Annotated in this window: 13 protein-coding genes; 7 read left to right on the top strand and 6 right to left on the bottom strand. The window is 64.4% G+C overall.

All coding sequences use genetic code 11. The features are described from left to right. Positions 1-17: 17 nt before the first annotated feature. Both Q1X76_RS03465 and Q1X76_RS03460 read right to left on the bottom strand, forming a co-directional pair. Positions 18-1157: an N-acetyl sugar amidotransferase gene (locus Q1X76_RS03465; RefSeq protein ID WP_300718133.1), complete on the bottom strand. Its 1140-nt coding sequence runs from the start codon at positions 1155-1157 to the stop codon at positions 18-20. Positions 1158-1161: 4 nt separating this feature from the next. Then, on the bottom strand, positions 1162-2502 hold the full coding sequence (locus Q1X76_RS03460; RefSeq protein ID WP_300718132.1) for a hypothetical protein: 1341 nt from the start codon (positions 2500-2502) through the stop codon (positions 1162-1164). A gap of 30 nt (positions 2503-2532) precedes the next feature. On the opposite strand from Q1X76_RS03460, the gene wecB reads away from it, so the two are divergent. The 7 genes from wecB to Q1X76_RS03425 all read left to right on the top strand — a co-directional run bounded on the left by wecB (position 2533) and on the right by Q1X76_RS03425 (position 12169). Beyond that, on the top strand, positions 2533-3624 hold the full coding sequence (gene wecB / locus Q1X76_RS03455) for a UDP-N-acetylglucosamine 2-epimerase (non-hydrolyzing) (RefSeq protein WP_300718131.1): 1092 nt from the start codon (positions 2533-2535) through the stop codon (positions 3622-3624). A 23-nt stretch (positions 3625-3647) separates the two neighbouring features. Next, a complete protein-coding gene (gene asnB / locus Q1X76_RS03450) occupies positions 3648-5591 on the top strand; it encodes an asparagine synthase (glutamine-hydrolyzing) (RefSeq protein WP_300718130.1) in 1944 nt (647 codons plus the stop codon). A 67-nt stretch (positions 5592-5658) separates the two neighbouring features. Further along, positions 5659-6711 (top strand): Gfo/Idh/MocA family oxidoreductase, encoded by a 1053-nt coding sequence (locus Q1X76_RS03445; RefSeq protein WP_300718129.1) that lies wholly within the window; start codon positions 5659-5661, stop codon positions 6709-6711. A 54-nt stretch (positions 6712-6765) separates the two neighbouring features. Further along, positions 6766-7935, top strand: a complete 1170-nt coding sequence (locus tag Q1X76_RS03440) for a DegT/DnrJ/EryC1/StrS family aminotransferase (RefSeq protein WP_300718128.1) — start codon at positions 6766-6768, stop codon at positions 7933-7935. Then, positions 7932-8501, top strand: a complete 570-nt coding sequence (locus Q1X76_RS03435; RefSeq protein ID WP_300718127.1) for an acyltransferase — start codon at positions 7932-7934, stop codon at positions 8499-8501. Before Q1X76_RS03440 ends, Q1X76_RS03435 begins: the two co-directional genes overlap by 4 nt. Positions 8502-8533: 32 nt before the next feature. Continuing rightward, positions 8534-9631, top strand: a complete 1098-nt coding sequence (locus Q1X76_RS03430; protein WP_300718126.1) for a hypothetical protein — start codon at positions 8534-8536, stop codon at positions 9629-9631. Positions 9632-9895: 264 nt separating this feature from the next. Beyond that, on the top strand, positions 9896-12169 hold the full coding sequence (locus Q1X76_RS03425) for an inorganic phosphate transporter (protein ID WP_300718125.1): 2274 nt from the start codon (positions 9896-9898) through the stop codon (positions 12167-12169). 1139 nt (positions 12170-13308) lie between these two features. Here Q1X76_RS03425 and Q1X76_RS03420 read toward each other — a convergent pair. From Q1X76_RS03420 to Q1X76_RS03405, 4 genes are read right to left on the bottom strand one after another with little or no spacing between them, the layout of a single operon-like run. Continuing rightward, positions 13309-13992 (bottom strand): PhoU domain-containing protein, encoded by a 684-nt coding sequence (locus Q1X76_RS03420; protein WP_300718124.1) that lies wholly within the window; start codon positions 13990-13992, stop codon positions 13309-13311. Next, on the bottom strand, positions 13992-14747 hold the full coding sequence (gene pstB, locus Q1X76_RS03415; protein ID WP_300718123.1) for a phosphate ABC transporter ATP-binding protein PstB: 756 nt from the start codon (positions 14745-14747) through the stop codon (positions 13992-13994). The genes Q1X76_RS03420 and pstB overlap by 1 nt, the downstream gene beginning before the upstream one ends. Before the next feature lie 2 nt (positions 14748-14749). Beyond that, positions 14750-16558: an ATP-binding protein gene (locus tag Q1X76_RS03410; protein WP_300718122.1), complete on the bottom strand. Its 1809-nt coding sequence runs from the start codon at positions 16556-16558 to the stop codon at positions 14750-14752. 4 nt (positions 16559-16562) lie between these two features. Beyond that, the gene (locus tag Q1X76_RS03405; RefSeq protein ID WP_300718121.1) at positions 16563-17237 is read right to left on the bottom strand and encodes a response regulator; all 675 of its coding nucleotides are present in this window, start codon (positions 17235-17237) and stop codon (positions 16563-16565) included. Between the last annotated feature and the right edge of the window lie 210 nt (positions 17238-17447).

The raw sequence follows: 17447 nt of genomic DNA, 5'->3' as shown, positions 1-17447 counted from the left end.
AATGTCTTCCCCTCCTTCTACTTCACAATACCGATACGCCGCAGGAAGATCTTGAGATTGCGCGCGGCATTCAGCATGCCGGACCAGTTGGGATAATCGCGGAAGCTGTGGTTGGGCAGGGCAAGAAGGCGATCCCATTCCGCTTCCGTCAGGCCCAGACGATCGAGCACAAGAGCCTTGTCCGCACGGAATTCCTCGGGATCGTACAGGGGTTCCTCCAGTTGGGCCAGGGCCTCGGCGCGCGTCATCTGGCCGGAGGCGATAAGACTGGACAGATGCGCACGCCGCTTGTCAAAGCCGAACTTGGTGGGCTGGTAGTAGTTCTGGAAGAACTTGGTAAAGATGGATTCCGAGTGCTTGCGGCCGTAATTCTCCCAGCCGACCTCGCGGTGCAGCACGCTGCGGGCCTCGTCGGCGCTATAGGGCATCCAGTGCAGGGGCGTGACTGCCTTGACTGTGGGGAAGAAGGGGATGTCGTTGTAAAACTTGCAGCAGTCCCAGAAACTCAGGGTAGGGAAGTTGCGCAGGGGGCGCTGGCCGAATTGCCCGTGGATGGCCTTGAGCTGCCGCGAATCCATAGCCATATATTCCCAGGCCCGGGGCAGGATGGATTCCGTGACCAGATTGAAGCCCGACAGCCAGTAGCGCAGACCCATCCTGGCCGCCGTATGGAAGAGCACGGCAAAAAAGGCGTGATCCTGCGGCACATCCTGGTTGGAGAGGCCGGACTGAAGATAGGCGCGCTGCAGGTCGCGCATTTCCTCCCAGTCCACGGTGAAGGTATGCAGCTCGTAGCCCAGATGGCGGACAAGGCGCTGCACATTCTGCGCGGCGATGGGGGAATCCCAGCCCGCGTCCACATGGAAGACCAGCGGCCGCAGGCCCCACTCCCTGGATTTGTACGTCAGCCAGGAACTGTCCACCCCGCCGGAAAGGCCGATCAGGCAGTCGTATTCCTTGCCTTTTCCTGCGCGACGCATCTCTTCGATGAGCTTTTCCAGCTTTTCCTGACCGCGGGCATCAGGCATATAGGACTGTTCCAGCCGCCGGATGGCCTCGGTGCAGTGATTGCAATGGCCTTGGGCGTCAAAAGTGATTTCCGGATCGCTGGTATCCATGACGCAGCGGGTGCATATGCGATAGGTCGAATTCTGCATTGTCTCAGCCTTCCATCAGGGCAAGAAGCGTTTCGCGCAGATGCGCATCGTTGTTTTCCCAGCAGAGCATACGCGCAGCGCTATCCGCATGTTGCTTGTAGCGGGCGATACTGTCCGGGGTAAGGGAACGAATGGCCGCAGCAAAGGCCTGCGGCGTAAAATCCTCGGCGATTACGCCAAAATCGTATTGGCGTAGCATGGCGGACATGTCCGGCAACGGTGTGATGGCCAGCGCCAAGCGAGCCTGAACATACTCGAAGAATTTGTTGGGTAACGCATGGCGATGGTTGAACGTATTGTCCGGCAACAGGAATACTCCCACATCGTGACCGCTGATGCGATGCACAATCTCATTCATGGGCGCGGGATCAAGGAAGCGAATATTGCCTGCGGAGCCGGCAAGTTGGCGCAATTTGTCATAGTAGTCAGGCTCATTGGGAACAAGCATGACATCCAGTGTGGCAACGTCTTCCAGCATGCGGAAGGCCTCCACCATGACTTCCAGCTTGCGGCCGCTGCTGGCCGCGCCGTGATGGATGCAACGTATGGGTCCGCCATGAACCGGTGCGGGCGCGATGTCCTGATAATAGGGACAACTCGGCAGCAGTTCGCAGTCCAGCCCGTATTCCTCCCGATAGCCCTGCGCCAGACCGAGAGAAACCGTGAAGATATGGTCCAACTGCGGAAAATACTGCCGACAGACGTAACGGTTGATGCCGCCCAGTACGCTGCGCCAGATGAAGCTTTGTTCGAACTGGCGGGGATAGTATTCCCGGGCATCCAGGATGACCGGGCAGGGCTTGCCACGATCTGCCCGCGCCTCGCGCACGGCCAGTGCCAGGGGGACCAGCAGGCCTTCCTGACAGATGATGGCCGAAAAATCCTGTCCCCTCAGCTGATCGAGCACGGCCCGCCGCCGCGGCGTCCAGAGGTCCCGTTCATAACGCCGGCAGAGCAGGCCCACAGCCCGCCGAATCTTATGAGGCAGGGAGTCAGGGACCGTGAGGTCAACAAATTCTTCCGGCGGTTCAACACCAGCCAAGGGCGGTGCGGAACAGACAGTGATGGAACCAAGGGTGCGCAGCAGGGAATAAAAACGGGTTGGCCGGGGATCCCGCCCCAGGGAATTGGCAAAAATCTGCAAAAATCTCACAAACAGCGTCCTCAATAACAGCGGCAGCCTGCGACATGCGCGCACGAACTCTGCGTTCCGTCGCTCAAGTGATGTAGTATATGCCTTGCCCTTCCGGGCCGCAAGAACTTTTCCTGCCGGCGCCGGGCTGCCTGCCCGTTTCCATCGGCTTGCCCCGCACGCTCTAATCAGGTATGCAAAGGTGGTTCTCATACTTTTCCTCAAGTACAGGTACGGCACAATATGAAAGTGGTCTCTCTCGTGGGTGCCCGGCCCCAGTTCGTCAAGGAAGCCCTGGTGGGGGAAGCGGCCCGGCGGCTCAATGCCTGGCAGCATGTCCTTGTTCACTCCGGCCAGCATTATGACGGCAACATGTCCGACATTTTCTTTCAGGAGCTGGGCATCCCCCGGCCGGATCATCATCTCGGCATCGGTTCCGGCAGCCATGCCCGCATGACCGCCGCGGCGCTCACGGGCATGGAGGACATCCTGCTCAAGGAAAAGCCGGATGCCCTGCTGGTCTACGGGGACACCAACACCACCCTGGCCGGGGCCCTGGCCGCGGTAAAACTGCATGTGCCCGTCATCCATGTGGAAGCGGGCATCCGCATGTTGCCCAAAACCATGCCTGAAGAAATCAATCGCGTGCTGACGGATCGCATTTCGGCCGTCATGTGCTGCTGCTCCGATCTGGGCCGTCGCAATCTGGCGGCCGAGGGCCTCACCGACGGCGTGTGTGTGACCGGCGATGTCATGTACGATCTTTTCCTGCGCATGCGGCCGCGCTTCACGCCGGAGGAGACCTGCGCGGCCATGTCGCTGCATCCGGGCGAGTTTGCCCTCGCCACCCTGCACCGCGACTACAATGTGGATGCGCCCGCTTCCCTGCGCGGCATGCTGGAAGGGCTGATGGGCGTGCAGGAGGAATACGGAATCCCCGTGCTGCTGCCCCTGCATCCGCGTACGCGCAAGCGGGCACAGGAATTTGACCTCGTCCCGCTGCTGGAGCGCCTGCGGACCTGCGACCCCATCGGCTATCTGGAAGTCATGTCCCTGACCTGTGCATCCCGCTTCGTGATCAGCGATTCCGGCGGCCTGCAAAAGGAAGCCTATTACGCGGGCAGGCGCTGTGCCGTCATGATGCCCGATACCGGCTGGCGCGAACTCACGGACTGCGGCTGGAACGTGCTCTGCGCCCCGGAAAGGGAAAGCATCCTCCAGGCGGCCTCCCGCATCATGACGCCCCTTGCCTGCCCGGAAGGCACCTACGGCGACGGGAAGGCAGCGGAAAGCATCATCGGGGCGGTACGGCGCATGCCCTTTGCCCGTGCCTGATCCGCGACACGAGGAAGCATTGCATGTGCGGCATTTTCGGTTGGATTCCCATGCCGGGACACGCTTCCCGGGATGCGCGTTCCGTGGCGTGTACCCTCCTGGCGGATCTCCGCCATCGCGGCCCCAATGATGCGGGCTGCCTTGTCTTTCCTGCTGATGATCTGTCACATCCGCAGGACGGGCGGGTGCTTTCCGGCGAAACGTCCTGTGCCCTGCTGCTGGGCCAGACCCGCCTGTCCATCATCGATCTTTCACCCGCCGGACATCAGCCCATGCGCAGTGCCGACGGCCGTTACACCCTGGTCTATAACGGCGAAATCTATAATTATCGCGAGCTGCGGCAGGAGCTGGAACAGGCAGGCTGCGTCTTCCGCACGGCCACCGATACCGAGGTGCTTCTTCAGGCCCTTGTCGTCTGGAGGGCGGATGCTCTGCCCCGTCTGACCGGCATGTTCGCCTTTGCGTTTCTGGACGCTGAACGCCGCACCATCTTCTGCGCGCGCGACTGTTTCGGCATCAAGCCCCTGTTCTGGCACGCCGGGGAGGCGGGCTTCTGCTTTGCCTCGGAAATTCCGGCCCTGCTGCATATGCCGGGCGTGCCGCGCCGCGTGAACCCCGCCGCCGTCTACCAGTACCTGTGCTACGGGCAATATGATACGGGGGACGCCACCCTGCTGGCGGCTGTCCACGCCCTGCCGCCCGCCCATTGCGTGGAAATCTCCCTTGACGATCCCGCGCACGTCAGTCCGCGACGCTGGTGGAAGCCGGACATCGCGGACACCTGCCCCCTCTCCTTCGAAGCGGCGGCCGAACGGCTGCGGGAACTTTTCCTGACCTCCGTACGCCTGCATCTGCGCAGCGACGTGCCCCTGGGCGTGGCGCTTTCCGGCGGCATCGACTCCTCGGCCACCACCTGCGCCGTGCGCCTTCTTGAGCCGGACGCGGATCTGCACACCTTCAGCTTCATTGCCGCCGGATCGGATGTTTCCGAAGAGCATTGGGCCACGCTGGTGGCGGAAAAGACCCATGCCATCCGCCATGTCGTCACCGTGGAGCCCGCGGAACTGGCCGCCGATCTGGATGCCCTGCTCCTTGCCCAGGGCGAACCCTTCGGCTCCACCTCCATCTATGCCCAGTACCGCGTCTTCCGCCTGGCCCGGGAGTGCGGCATCACGGTGACGCTGGACGGTCAGGGCGCCGATGAACTGCTGGCCGGGTATCAGGGCTATCCCGGACAACGGATGGTCAGCCTGCTGCGTAGCGGGCGGTTTCTGGCTGCCTGCCGTTTCCTGCGGGCCGCCTCCCGCTGGCCGGGGCGCGGGGCAAGCTACATCCTGCAACGCACCATCGGGGAATGCGTTCCGGCCGGCCTGCTACAGACAGCACTCCGGCTGGTGGGCAGGGATCCGCTGCCCCCGTGGCTGGATATGACACGCCTGATGGCACAAGGCGTGTCCCCTCTGCCGGAGGACAAGCGACAGGAACTCTTTCCGTCCCCGCACAAGGTCAAGCAGAAGCTCGCCACCCAGCTGATCTGGAACGGCCTGCCGCAGCTGCTGCGCCACGGCGACCGCAATGCCATGGCCCATTCCATTGAGAGCCGCGTGCCTTTCCTGACCCGGGAGCTGGCCGAGTTCTGCCTGTCCCTGCCCGAGCACTATCTGGTGGATGATACGGGCTGCAGCAAGAGCGTCTTCCGGCGTGCCATGCGCGGCATCGTGCCGGACGAGATCCTGGATCGTCGTGACAAGATCGGCTTTGAGACGCCCGAACGGCAATGGCTGGAAAGCCTCGGCGACTGGGTGGACGCAACCCTGAAGCAGGCGGACAGCGTGCCCTACCTGCGCATGGACGTTGCCCGCCGCGAATGGCAGGACATCCGCAACGGCAAAAGCGTCTTCAACTGGCGCGTCTGGCGCTGGCTGTGCTATACGCGCTGGGTGCAGCTCTTCGGTATTGCCGCATAGTTCCTCCTTGCCTGCTCCAGTGGAAATGGCTATGCTGTAGCCCAATCCATACACGAGGAGCGCATGCATGTTCCCCACCATCACCGGCAGAAAGATCAAAAATGCCATCATCGGCTGCGGCCGTATCTCCAAAAATCATTTCGGTTCCATCGAAAAACACAGTGAGAATATGGAGCTGGCAGCCATCTGCGACAACAATCCCGCTGTCCTGGCCGCCCACTGCGAACAGTACAAGGTGCCCGGTTATGCCTCGCTCACCGAGCTGCTGGCCAAGTCTGACTGCGATCTGGTGACCATCTGCACGCCCAGCGGCCTGCATCCGCAAATGGCCATCGAGGCGGCCCACGCGGGCAGGCATGTGATGACCGAAAAACCCATGGCCACGCGCTGGAAGGACGGCCTGGCCATGATCCAGGCCTGTGACGAGGCCAAACGTCGCCTGTTCGTCATCAAGCAGAACCGCCGCAACGCCACCCTGCAGCTCCTCAAGCGCGCGGTGGAGGAAAAGCGTTTCGGCAAGATCTACATGGTGCACCTCAATGTGTTCTGGACGCGGCCGCAGGCCTATTATGATTCCGCCAAATGGCGCGGCACCTGGGAAATGGACGGCGGCGCCTTCATGAACCAGGCCAGCCATTATGTGGACCTGCTGGAATGGCTCATCGGCCCCATCGCCGACGTGCAGGCCATGACCGGCACCCTGGCCCGCGACATCGAAGTGGAAGACACCGGCGTACTCAATGTGCGCTGGCGCAACGGCGCGCTGGGCTCCATGGCCGTGACCATGCTCACCTATCCCAAGAACCTGGAAGGCTCCATCACCATCATCGGCGAAAAAGGCACGGCGCGCGTGGGCGGCGTGGCCGTCAACGAGATCCAGCTCTGGGATTTCGCCGAACCGCGCGATTACGACGCCTCGGTGCGGGAAGCCAGCTACGCCACCACCTCGGTCTACGGCTTCGGGCATCCCCTCTATTACAAGAACGTCATTGACGTGCTGCGCGGCGAGGCCGAACCGGAGACCGACGGCCGCGAGGGCCTCAAGTCCCTGGAAGTGCTCATCGCCGCCTATCGCAGCGCCCGGGACAACAGAACCATCTCGCTGCCGCTGGAATATTAGTCCGACACGATGGCGGCCACGGCCGCCATCCTCATTTTTAGCCAGGAAAATTTCATGCAATTCATCGACCTCGCGGCCCAGCAGGCCCGCATCCGTGACCGCATCGACGCCCGCATCAAGGCCGTCCTCGATCACGGCAAATACATCATGGGCCCTGAAGTGGCCGAACTGGAAGAGCTGTTCTGCGCCTTCACCGGTGCCCGGCACTGCATCACCTGCGCCTCCGGTACCGATGCCCTGCTCATGCCGCTCATGGCCTGGGGCATCGGCCCCGGCGACGCGGTCTTCGTGCCGCCCTTCACCTTCTTCGCCACCGTGGAAGAACCGGCCCTGCTGGGCGCCACTCCTGTCTTCGTGGACGTGGATCCGGTGACTTTCAACATGCGTCCCGACCTGCTGGAAAAAGCCGTGGAAGCCGTGCGCACGCAGGATGCCTCCCTCCATCCCCTGCCCGCGGCCGCCCTGGAGAAGAAGCTGACGCCGCGCGCCGTGATCCCGGTGGACCTTTTCGGCCAGGCCGCTGCTTATGAACGCATCCTGGACATCGCCCGCCGTGAGGATCTGCTCGTGCTGGAAGACGCTGCCCAGGCCTTCGGCGGCAGCCGTCACGGCAAAAAGAACTGCGCCCTGGGCTGCCACGCCGCGGCCACCAGCTTTTTCCCGGCCAAACCGCTGGGCTGCTACGGCGACGGCGGCGCGGTCTTCACCGATGACGACGATCTGGCCGCCCTGCTGCGCTCCATCCGCGTGCATGGCAAGGGCGGTGACAAATACGACAACGTGCGTCTGGGCCTCAACGGCCGTCTGGACACCCTGCAGGCCGCCATCCTGCTGGCCAAGATGGAGGTCTTCCCCGCCGAGATCGAGGCCCGGCAGCAGGTGGCCGCCTGGTATGCCCGTGAGCTGCGCGACATGGCAGGCATTGTGATCCCCAGCGTGGACCGGGGCAATGTGAGCGCCTGGGCCCAGTATTGCGTTCTGCTGCCGGAGGGCGTCCGCACGCGGGTCATGGCGCGGATGAAGGAACAGGGCGTGCCCACCAATATCTACTATCCCAAGCCGCAGCACTGTCTGGCCGTCTTCGCGGATCTCGGCTACGCGCCGGAAGACATGCCTGCGGCCCTGCATGCCTCGCGCAACATCATGGCCCTGCCCTTCCACCCCTATCTGGAAGAGGCCCAGGTCCGTCAGGTGGCCGCTGCGCTGCGGGAGGCCCTGGCATGAGCGGAAAAGACTGGTTCGCCCACGAGACGGCCTGCATCGACGAGAACGTCCGCATCGGCGCGGGCAGCAAGATCTGGCATTTCAGCCATGTCATGTCGGGCAGCGTCATCGGCGAGCGCTGCAATATCGGCCAGAACGTGGTCATCGGCCCGGATGCCGTGGTGGGCGACGGCTGCAAGATCCAGAACAATGTCAGTGTCTACAAGGGCGTGACCCTGGAAGACGACGTCTTCTGCGGGCCCAGCATGGTCTTCACCAATGTCTTCAATCCGCGCGCCCATATCCGGCGCATGGACGAGGCCCGTCCCACACTGGTCCGCAAGGGGGCCAGCCTGGGGGCCAACTGCACCGTCGTCTGCGGGACGACCGTGGGCCGCTACGCCTTCGTGGGCGCGGGAGCCGTGGTCACGCGCGACGTGCCCGACCATGCCCTCGTCTACGGCAATCCGGCCCGGCAGCACGGCTGGGTCTGCCAGTGCGGCGAAAAGCTGGGCAAGGACCTCGTCTGCCCGGCCTGCGGCCGGCGCCATGTTCTGGATAGTACAGGAGGCATTCGCCCCGAATAACGCTCGGTACAATTTTCACAAGGGGTCATAGGGTGAAAAGCGTCACGTTCATTACGGGACATTATTATCCGTCCAAGCGGCGAGCCGGATTCCATAATCTGGCAGATGCGGCTCTCAGGCTCGGCTATCATGTCAACTTCGTCACGACAGGGTACAGCCTGCTTTCCTATCTGCGCAATGATTACAGAATCCACAGCGCCGGTATCCGCCAGAACCACAACCGGGTAGTCACGGTGCGCGAACACCTCGACTCCTATGTCTATTTTACCCTGTGGCACCCCATGACGCTCCTGCTTCCCGCGCTCAATCGGGCAAGCATGCACTGGATGGACGCCTACGGGCAGGGCAATCTGGGCGAGCTTCTGCCCATTGTGCAACAAACGGACATCTTTGTCTTTGAAAGCGGTCCCGGTCTGTTCCTGTTCAAGCGCTTCCAGCAGGAGAACCCTACCGCCCGCATGGTCTATCGTGTCTCGGACGACATCCGGATCCTTGGCTCGACCCACCCTCGTCTTGTCGAACTGGAACGCGAAATCGTAGCTGATTTCGACTATATCAGCGTTCCCAGTTCCGTCATGCTGCACATGTTCCCGGGAGTATCTGTGACGCTCGACCGGCACGGACTCGACAAACAGGCCTATGATGCCTGTACGGAATCTCCCTACAGCGCCGGTACCCGGAATGCCGTCTTTGTGGGAACGGGATACATGGATGCGGATTTCCTGCGCGCCGCTGCATCGGCACACCCGCAGTGCCTATTCCACATCATAGGGCCCATGAACGATGAACTGCACATGGGAAATGTCCGTTTCCTGGGTGAGATGCCCTTCAGGATGACCCTGCCCTATGTCAAATTTGCCGATGTCGGCCTGGGGATACGCACGTTCCGCAAGGGATACGCCTCTACCCTGACCGACTCCCTCAAGATCATCCAGTACCGCTATTGCGGCCTGCCCATCGTCTCGCCGGACTTTCTGGATCTGCACCGGGAAGGGGTCTTCTACTACACGCCCGGGGACGCGCCCTCCTGTGCCGCCGCCATGGAACAGGCCCTCCGCCACGGCCGCCATGCGGAATACGCCGCCGAGGTCCGCTCCTGGGACGACGTGGCCCGTGCCCTGCTGGCATAAAGGTGTGTACCAAAGCGGGCGCGACATCCAAGGACGAGCAGGCCCCTCCGCGATGAGCTTCCAGGAAGTTTCTTTCGTCCCACCACAGGCCTCCATGTTCTGAAGCTCCGGCTGTTTTCTGCGCCCCTGCATGAGACATCACCCGTCAGCCCCCCACAGCCTGCTCTCCTCCCTGCATTTCCTCCGCCCCGTCACCTGACTGTAACAAAAAACACCTACACAGAAGATGCTTCATACTCAGACCATGCCGCAGGAGGGCGGGACGTGGAAAGCATCTTTGTACTCATCCTGGTATTTTTGGCCATCCTGGCCGCAGTGGACCTGTTCGTGGGCGTCAGCAACGACGCCGTCAACTTCCTCAACTCGGCCATAGGCTCGCGCATCGCCAGCTTCAAGGTCGTCATGGTGGTGGCCAGCCTGGGCGTGCTGCTGGGTTCCACCTTTTCCAGCGGCATGATGGAGATCGCCCGCAGCGGGGTCTTCAATCCCGGGATGTTCAGCTTCAACGAGATCATCATCATTTTCTTCGCCGTGATGATCACCGACGTCCTGCTGCTGGACGCCTTCAACTCCATGGGCCTGCCCACGTCCACCACGGTGTCCATCGTCTTCGAGCTGCTGGGCGGCGCCGTGGCCGCGGCCCTGATCAAGATCGCCACCTCGGACATCCTGCTCTCCCAGCTGGGGGACTTCATCAACAGCCAGAAGGCCCTGGCCATCGTGTCCGGCATCCTCATCTCCGTGGTGGTGGCCTTCGTGGCCGGTGTGGTGGTGCAGTACGTCACCCGCCTGATCTTCACCTTCCACTATGAGCGCATGTACCGCCGTATCGGCGGCATCTTCGGCGGCCTGTCGCTGACGGCCATCTTTTATTTCCTGATCATGAAAGGCGCCAAGGGCGCATCCTTCATGAAGCCGGAGTACCTGGCCTGGATCAACGCCCATACCCTGCCCATCCTGCTGGTGCTGTTCGCGGGCCTGAGCGTGCTGCTGCACTGGCTCATGGCGCGCCGGGGCGTCAATGTCTTCAAGGTGGTCATCCTGGCCGGCACCTTCGCCCTGGCCTTCGCCTTTGCCGGCAATGACCTGGTCAACTTCGTGGGCGTGCCCCTGGCCGCCTGGGAAAGCTGGCAGCAGTTCAGCGCCAGCGGCATGGCCCCCGACGCCTTCACCATGGAGGGCCTGCGCCGGGCCGTGCAGACGCCCACCTTCTACCTGCTGCTCTCGGGCCTGATCATGGTCCTGACCCTGTGGTTCTCCAAAAAGGCCCACCGCGTGGTGCAGACCTCCATCAACCTGAGCAGCAGCACCCGCGGCGACCAGGAACAGTTCGGCTCCTCCCTGCCCGGCCGCCTCATCGTGCGCGGCGGCCTGCGCGCGGGCCGCACCCTGCACCAGATCCTGCCCGCCTCGCTCTTCACGGCCCTGGAAAGTCGCATGCGGCCCGTGGAGCAGGTCAAGGGCGCCCCCGTGCTGCCCTTCGACCAGGTGCGCGCGGCCATCAATCTGGTGGTCTCCAGCATCCTCATCGCCTCGGCCACGTCCCTCAAGCTGCCCCTGTCCACCACCTATGTGACCTTCATGGTGGCCATGGGATCCTCCTTCGCCGACGGCGCCTGGAACCGTGAGAGCGCCGTCTACCGCATCTCCGGCGTGCTGGCCGTCATCAGCGGCTGGTTCCTGACCGCCATGTGCGCCTTCGGCGCCTGCGCCCTGGTCACCTGGGCCCTGTTCGAGGGCGGCAGCCTGGTGGCCGTGGCCTTCATGCTGGTGGCTGTCGTCAGCCTGGTGCGCTCCAACTTCTTCGGCAGGAAGAAGGAGGAGAGCAGCTTCGACATCGTGGCCGACAAGACCGACAAGGACAGCATCCGGGCCAATATCGACGCTTCGGTGGACGAGAGCCTCCAGACCGCCGTGCGCCTGCTGCGCGACGGCCTCACCGCCTTCCAGGCCGAGGACGAGAAGGTCCTGGACCGCTGCAAGGACGAGGCCGTGACCCTGTTCGAGGACATCTCGCGCTCGCGCGGTTCCTACTACCGCATGGCCCTGCGCGGCGGCGGCGACGATCTGGACAACGAAGCGCGCCACATCTATTACCGCATCTTCAACGGCATGAAGGAACTGAGCCACGAGCTGCGCTCGGTGCTGGGCATGGCCGCCAACCACATCGCCAACCGCCACCGCCCCTACGGCGGCGCTTTGGGCGACAACCTGCGCCAGATGCTGGGCATCCTGGAAGATGCCGCCCGCCACTTCCGCGACTACGCCGGCGGCGAAGGCTCCCGCGCGGAACTCTCGGCCTATGCCGACCACTGCTCCTCGCGCATCAGCAAGATCCAGATCGAGCTTTTGCAGCGCATCGACACCGAAGGCCTGTCCATGCGCAGCAGCGACCTCTACCTGAACTACCTGCAGTTCGCCCGCGCCTTCATCAACCGCTTCACCATCGTGGCCCTGCTGGAACGCGACCTCAACGACGCCTGCCGCCGCAGCGCCGCCCGCAAGGAAGAAACGGCTGCCGCTTCGGCCCGGGCCTGAGACCGGGCACGGACGAAACGGTCAGTGGGGAAAGGGGGACACCTCTGCTCTGCTGTCGATGCCTGTGAGGCCCGCAGCGGCCGTCATCCGCAGAACTCACAGCCAGCACGGCAACAATGCAAAAGGCCGTTATCGACTGGCTGTCGCTGTCCGCAGCTTTCCGCGTCGTCAACGGGCATGGCCGTACGGTCCATCCGGTCGCACCCATGCGAGGGAACTCCCCCTTCCCCGGCGCATTTTTCCAGATGGCACGGCATGCCCGCCCGCTGCGGCATGTGGGCCTCCCTCCCGAGGGCGGTCCCGGAAGCCTGTCCGCCCCATCGGGAATGCCAAAGGCCCTCCGCATGGAGGGCCTTTTTGCTGGCCTGCGGCCTGCCGGAGCTGGACTGCGTGGAGCGGATCCTCGAGGCTCAGGCCACCGTACCGGCACGCCTGATGGAGCCGAGGAACGTCTTGCCGAAACTCCGGCATGGCGTCCGCCTTCCCGACCGGGAGATCCCCGGGCAGGAGATGGGCCGGGTTTTACCTCATACCGGCCAGCCTCCCGACTATCCGGCCCGAAGCCGCACCGGACGACAAACCCGCCCCCAGAGCCCCGCGCGCCATCCCGGAGGCCTCCATCGTCCGGAGCACCGGATACGTCCCAACCGGTTCTTCCGGCAGACAGGAAGCCAGCTCTCCGAATAACGCCCCGCCTCCCGCCCCGCACCGTGTCATGCAGCCCTGTGAACGCCCGTCCCCGCCAGCTTCCCTGCCATCGGGACGAAGGCGCGCGTCCGCTTCCAGACGCGTTGCAACTGCCTGGAACCAGGCAATCTCCAGACACCGTTTGCCCTTCCTGCATGCCTGCCCCTCTGCCCGGCCGTATGGCCCTGCCGGCCAGCCGCCGGACAACGACCGCCAGACAACGACGGGGACCGCCGGCCCGACCTGAGGAAAGTTTTTTCGGGGATGGGGAAAGCACGAGAGGGGAAGGGGCCGTTTTTACAAAAAACGCCCCTGCCCCTCTCGTCCCCCCTGCACCCGCTCCGCGCTTCGTGGACCGCGCCTGTCGTCCGCCCATCAGAGCGCGCCCCGAAAACGCCAAGAGCGGGGACAGTCTCCTGCCCCCGCTCTCCGGTCCCGGCAAAGGACGGCGGTCAATTTTTGTCGGCGCTGTGCTTGAGGCTCTGGCCGTGCTGCATGAAGTAGACCTGCTCCGCCAGATTGACGGAACGCCGCCAGATGCGCGTCAGGGCCCGCACCACCAGCAGGGTATGCATGACCAGCTGGGGATCGGGGCGCTCCGCCTCGTCCTGGCGCAAAAGTTCCAGCAGCTGCTGCACGATGCGCATCTCGTGCTGCAGGGCCTCGTCCTCGCAGTTGCGCAGGGCCAGGGCCTCCCGGCCGTTGCCCTCGCGGAAGCATTCCATGGCCCGCGTGAAGGCCTCGCGCGAGCGCTGCATCATGCCGCAGACCTCGTCCGGCAGGATGCGCCTTCCGGGCACGTCTTCCATGAGCACGGTCTGTTCGGCCACGGTCACGGCCTCGTCGCCGATGCGCTCCAGGTCCACCACCATGCGCAGGGCGGCCACCACGAAGCGCAGATCCCCGGCCACGGGCTTGATGCGGGCCATGAGGCGCAGGCAGAGCTCGTCGATCTCGTTTTCCAGGGCGTCGATGGCCGTATCGCCGTCACAGACGGCGATGGCGCGCACGGCCTCGCCTTTTTCATAGGAACGCGCGGCCTCTTCCAGAGCGATGTCCACTTGCGCATACATGACCAGCAGGCGCGTACGCAGCGTGGCCAGCATGTGCTGGGGGGTGTAATCCTGCAGAACCATTAACCGAACCTGCCTGTGATGTAGTCTTCCGTCTCTTTCTGGGACGGACGGGTGAAGATGACGTCCGTGCTGTCGCTTTCCACCAGACGGCCCATGTAGAAGAAGGCCGTGCGGTCGGAGATGCGGGCCGCCTGCTGCATGCTGTGGGTCACGATGATGATGGTCAGGCCTTCCTTGAGCTCCACGATGCTCTCTTCCACCTTGCGGGTGGCGATGGGGTCCAGGGCGCTGGCGGGCTCGTCCATGAGCAGGACCTGCGGTTCCACGGCCAGGGCGCGGGCGATGCACAGGCGTTGCTGCTGCCCGCCGGAAAGCCCCAGGGCCGAGGAGGAGAGGCGGTCCTCCACCTCGTTCCAGAGGGCGGCGCGGCGCAGGGCCAGCTCCACCTTCTCGGTGATGAGGTCCTCGTTCCTGACGCCGTTGACGCGCAGGCCGTAGGCCACGTTCTCGAAGATGCTCTTGGGGAAGGGATTGGGCTTCTGGAAGACCATGCCCACCTTCTGCCGCAGGCGCACCACGTTGGTGCGGGCCTGGTTGACGTCCTCGCCGTCCAGCATGATGCGCCCTTCCACCCGGCAGCCGGGGATCAGGTCGTTCATGCGGTTGAGACAACGCAGGAAGGTGGATTTGCCGCAGCCCGAAGGGCCGATGAGGGCCGTGACGCCGCCGGTCTCGAAATCCAGGCTGACGTCCTGCAGGGCGTGGGACGCGCCGTAGTAGACGTTGATCTTCTGCGCCGAAAGTGCTGTTGCCATAACTACTCCTGCACGGGCGTCCGGGGGGCGTCCGCGCGCCGCAAGGTAAGGATGATGGCCGTGCTGCCGTCCCCGGCCGGGCTCTCCGCCCAGATGCGGCCGCCGTGCCGTTCGATGACATGTTTGCAGATGGCCAGGCCCAGACCCGTGGAATTCTGTCCGCGGTGGCGCTCCACCTGATAGAAGCGTTCAAAGATGCGCGGCAGATCGTCCGCGGGGATGGTGACGCCGTCGTCCACCACCCGGATCGTCACCAGTCCGCCGTCCGTCTCCTGCCCCCGCACGCGGATGGCCGAGCCTTCCTCGGCATAGCGGCAGGCGTTCTCCAGCAGGTTGCGGAAGACCAGGGTCAGCAGACGTTCGTCGGCCAGCACCGGCGGCAGGCCCTCCAGATGGCTCTCCAGACGCAGCCCGCGTTCCTGCAGGCGGTTCTGGCACAGGCTGCCGGCCTCCTCCAGCGCCAGGGCGCAGTCCGTGGGGCAAAGCTCCAGGGCGCCGCCCTGTCCTTCCAGACGGGCCAGCACCAGCAGATCCTCCAGCATGCGGGCCAGGGAACAGCTGTGGCGATGGATGATGCCCGCGAAGTGCCGGGCCTGTTCCGCGGCGTCCACGCTGAGCAGGGCCTCGGCATAGCCCTGGATGGCGGTCAGGGGCGTGCGCAGCTCGTGGGAGACATTGGCCACGAAATCGCTGCGGATGCGCTCCAGCTGCATCAGGTCGCTGATGTCGCGGAAGACCAGCACCGCGCCCAGACGGGCATCGGCCAGCACGGGCAGGGAAATGAGCACCGAGAAGGTCCGCCCCCCCAGCTGCAGCTGCACCTGGCGCAGGTCACGGGGCACGGCCGGGCCTTCGTCCCCGGCCTCCTGCCGGGCGGCGCGCTGCTCCCGGGCGGAGTGCAGCAGGCCGTCCACGGCTTCCTGCAACTCGGGCGAGGGCACCACCTCGATGACCGGGCTGCCCGCCATGTCCGTCACCTGCGGGAAGAGCCGGGCAAAGGCGCCGTTGCAGCGGCGGATGCGGCCCTGCGGGCCCAGCACCAGCACGCCGTCGCTCATGGTGTTGAGCACGCTTTCCAGCTGGGCGGTCTTGTCCGCGGCGATGCGCATCTGCTCGCCGATGCTGTCGGCCATGCGGTTCACGGCCTCGGCCAGGGGCGCGAACTCCGTGCCGGGCAGACGGCGCAGGCGGCGCTGCATGCGGCCGCGGGAAATGGCCGTGACCACGTCCACCATCTGGGCCAGCGGACGGCGCATGGCCCCGGAGATGACGGCCGCCAGCAGCACGGCCAGCACCACGGCCAGCAGGGCCATGCGGGCGAAGACGTGCAGGCGCTGCTCGATGAGCAGGTTCACGCTGTCCAGCGGCAGGGCCAGACGCACCACCCGCCCGTCGGGCAGGCGGCGGGCCGCATAGGCGAAAGTCCTGTGCAGGGTGCCGCTGGCGCGCAGGGCATAGCCTTCACCCGTGCTGCGGGCCTGCTGCACTTCCGGGCGGTCGGCATGGTTGTCCATGCCTTCGGGGGCCACGCCGCCCGTCTCTTCCAGGACCTTGCCCTCGCTGTCCAGCAGGGAGATGCGCAGATCGGGCAGGTCCAGCATGCGGGCCAGCTCCCCGAGCCGGACATCCCCGCGCAGCAGCAGAGCCTCGGCCACGCGGGCCTCGCGCAGCAGGCCGCTGTGGGTTTCCTCCAGCTGGCGTTCTTCCAGCCATTCGCGCGTCAGCCACAGGGAAAGCCCTGCGGAGAGCGCGGCCACCAGCAGGATGGCCCAGAAGATCCGGGCCCTGAATGAACGGAACAGTCCCGTCATCTTGTCAGCCTCTCAAACGGTAGCCGACGCCGCGCACGGTCTCCAGCGCCGCGGCCTCGTCACCCAGTTTGGCCCGCAGACGGCGCACATGGGTGTCCACAGTGCGGGCGTAGCCTTCAAATGAATAGCCCCAGACGGCATTGAGCAGCTGCTCGCGGGTGCGCACGGCGCCCGCATGCCGCATGAGGTCTTCCAGCAGACGGAATTCCGTGGCCGTCAGGGGCACTTCCTCTCCGTCCAGAGTCACACGATGGGCCTCGGCATCCAGCGTCAGCCTGCCCCGGCACAGGACGCTGCCCTGCCCGGGCCGGCTGCCCCGGCGCAGGATGGCCCGGATGCGCAGGGCCAGCTCCCGCACGCTGAAGGGCTTGACCACATAATCGTCGGCCCCCAGGGTCAGGCCCACGATGCGGTCCACTTCCTCGCCGCGGGCCGTGAGCATGAGCACCGGGATGGAGGCCGTGGCCGCCTGGGCCTTGAGCCGGCGGCAGACCTCGCAACCGTCCAGGCCGGGCAGCATCAGGTCCAGCACCACCAGATCGGGCAGTTCGGCCGTGGCCATGTTCAGACCGCCCAGCCCGTCGGCGGCTTCCAGCACCGCGAAGCCTTCGCGCTCCAGGGTGAAGCGCAGCAGCTGGCGGATGTCGTTTTCGTCTTCGATCACAAGTATGCGCTGCATGAGATGATCCTTTGCCTTGGGCAAGTAGTGCCTGCTCCATGCGCCAGCATTGCGCCCGCAAGGTTACAATTCCGTGACAGCGGCCGGAAAGGCCCGGTTTTCAAAGTGTCTCCGCATCTTCGTCATGGCGTCACGTTCTTGTAACAAAGCCCGGGGAAAAGGAAAGTGCCTCGGGACTGGCCCCGGGCAAAGACATTTTTTTCCTTTTCA

It is taken from the genome of uncultured Desulfovibrio sp., assembly GCF_949282365.1.
Taxonomy (GTDB): Bacteria; Desulfobacterota; Desulfovibrionia; order Desulfovibrionales; family Desulfovibrionaceae; genus Desulfovibrio.
The sequence above is the reverse complement of the archived record's forward strand: the minus strand, read 5'-3'. Positions and strand labels throughout refer to the sequence as shown.

Coding starts and splice junctions, on each gene's coding strand:
- Q1X76_RS03460 (WP_300718132.1), bottom strand. CDS start 2,502: ATGAGAACCACCTTTGCATACCTGATTAGAGCGTGCGGGGCAAGCCGA.
- Q1X76_RS03465 (WP_300718133.1), bottom strand. CDS start 1,157: ATGCAGAATTCGACCTATCGCATATGCACCCGCTGCGTCATGGATACC.
- asnB (WP_300718130.1), top strand. CDS start 3,648: ATGTGCGGCATTTTCGGTTGGATTCCCATGCCGGGACACGCTTCCCGG.
- Q1X76_RS03420 (WP_300718124.1), bottom strand. CDS start 13,992: ATGGTTCTGCAGGATTACACCCCCCAGCACATGCTGGCCACGCTGCGT.
- Q1X76_RS03435 (WP_300718127.1), top strand. CDS start 7,932: ATGAGCGGAAAAGACTGGTTCGCCCACGAGACGGCCTGCATCGACGAG.
- Q1X76_RS03405 (WP_300718121.1), bottom strand. CDS start 17,237: ATGCAGCGCATACTTGTGATCGAAGACGAAAACGACATCCGCCAGCTG.
- Q1X76_RS03440 (WP_300718128.1), top strand. CDS start 6,766: ATGCAATTCATCGACCTCGCGGCCCAGCAGGCCCGCATCCGTGACCGC.
- Q1X76_RS03445 (WP_300718129.1), top strand. CDS start 5,659: ATGTTCCCCACCATCACCGGCAGAAAGATCAAAAATGCCATCATCGGC.
- wecB (WP_300718131.1), top strand. CDS start 2,533: ATGAAAGTGGTCTCTCTCGTGGGTGCCCGGCCCCAGTTCGTCAAGGAA.
- Q1X76_RS03410 (WP_300718122.1), bottom strand. CDS start 16,558: ATGACGGGACTGTTCCGTTCATTCAGGGCCCGGATCTTCTGGGCCATC.
- pstB (WP_300718123.1), bottom strand. CDS start 14,747: ATGGCAACAGCACTTTCGGCGCAGAAGATCAACGTCTACTACGGCGCG.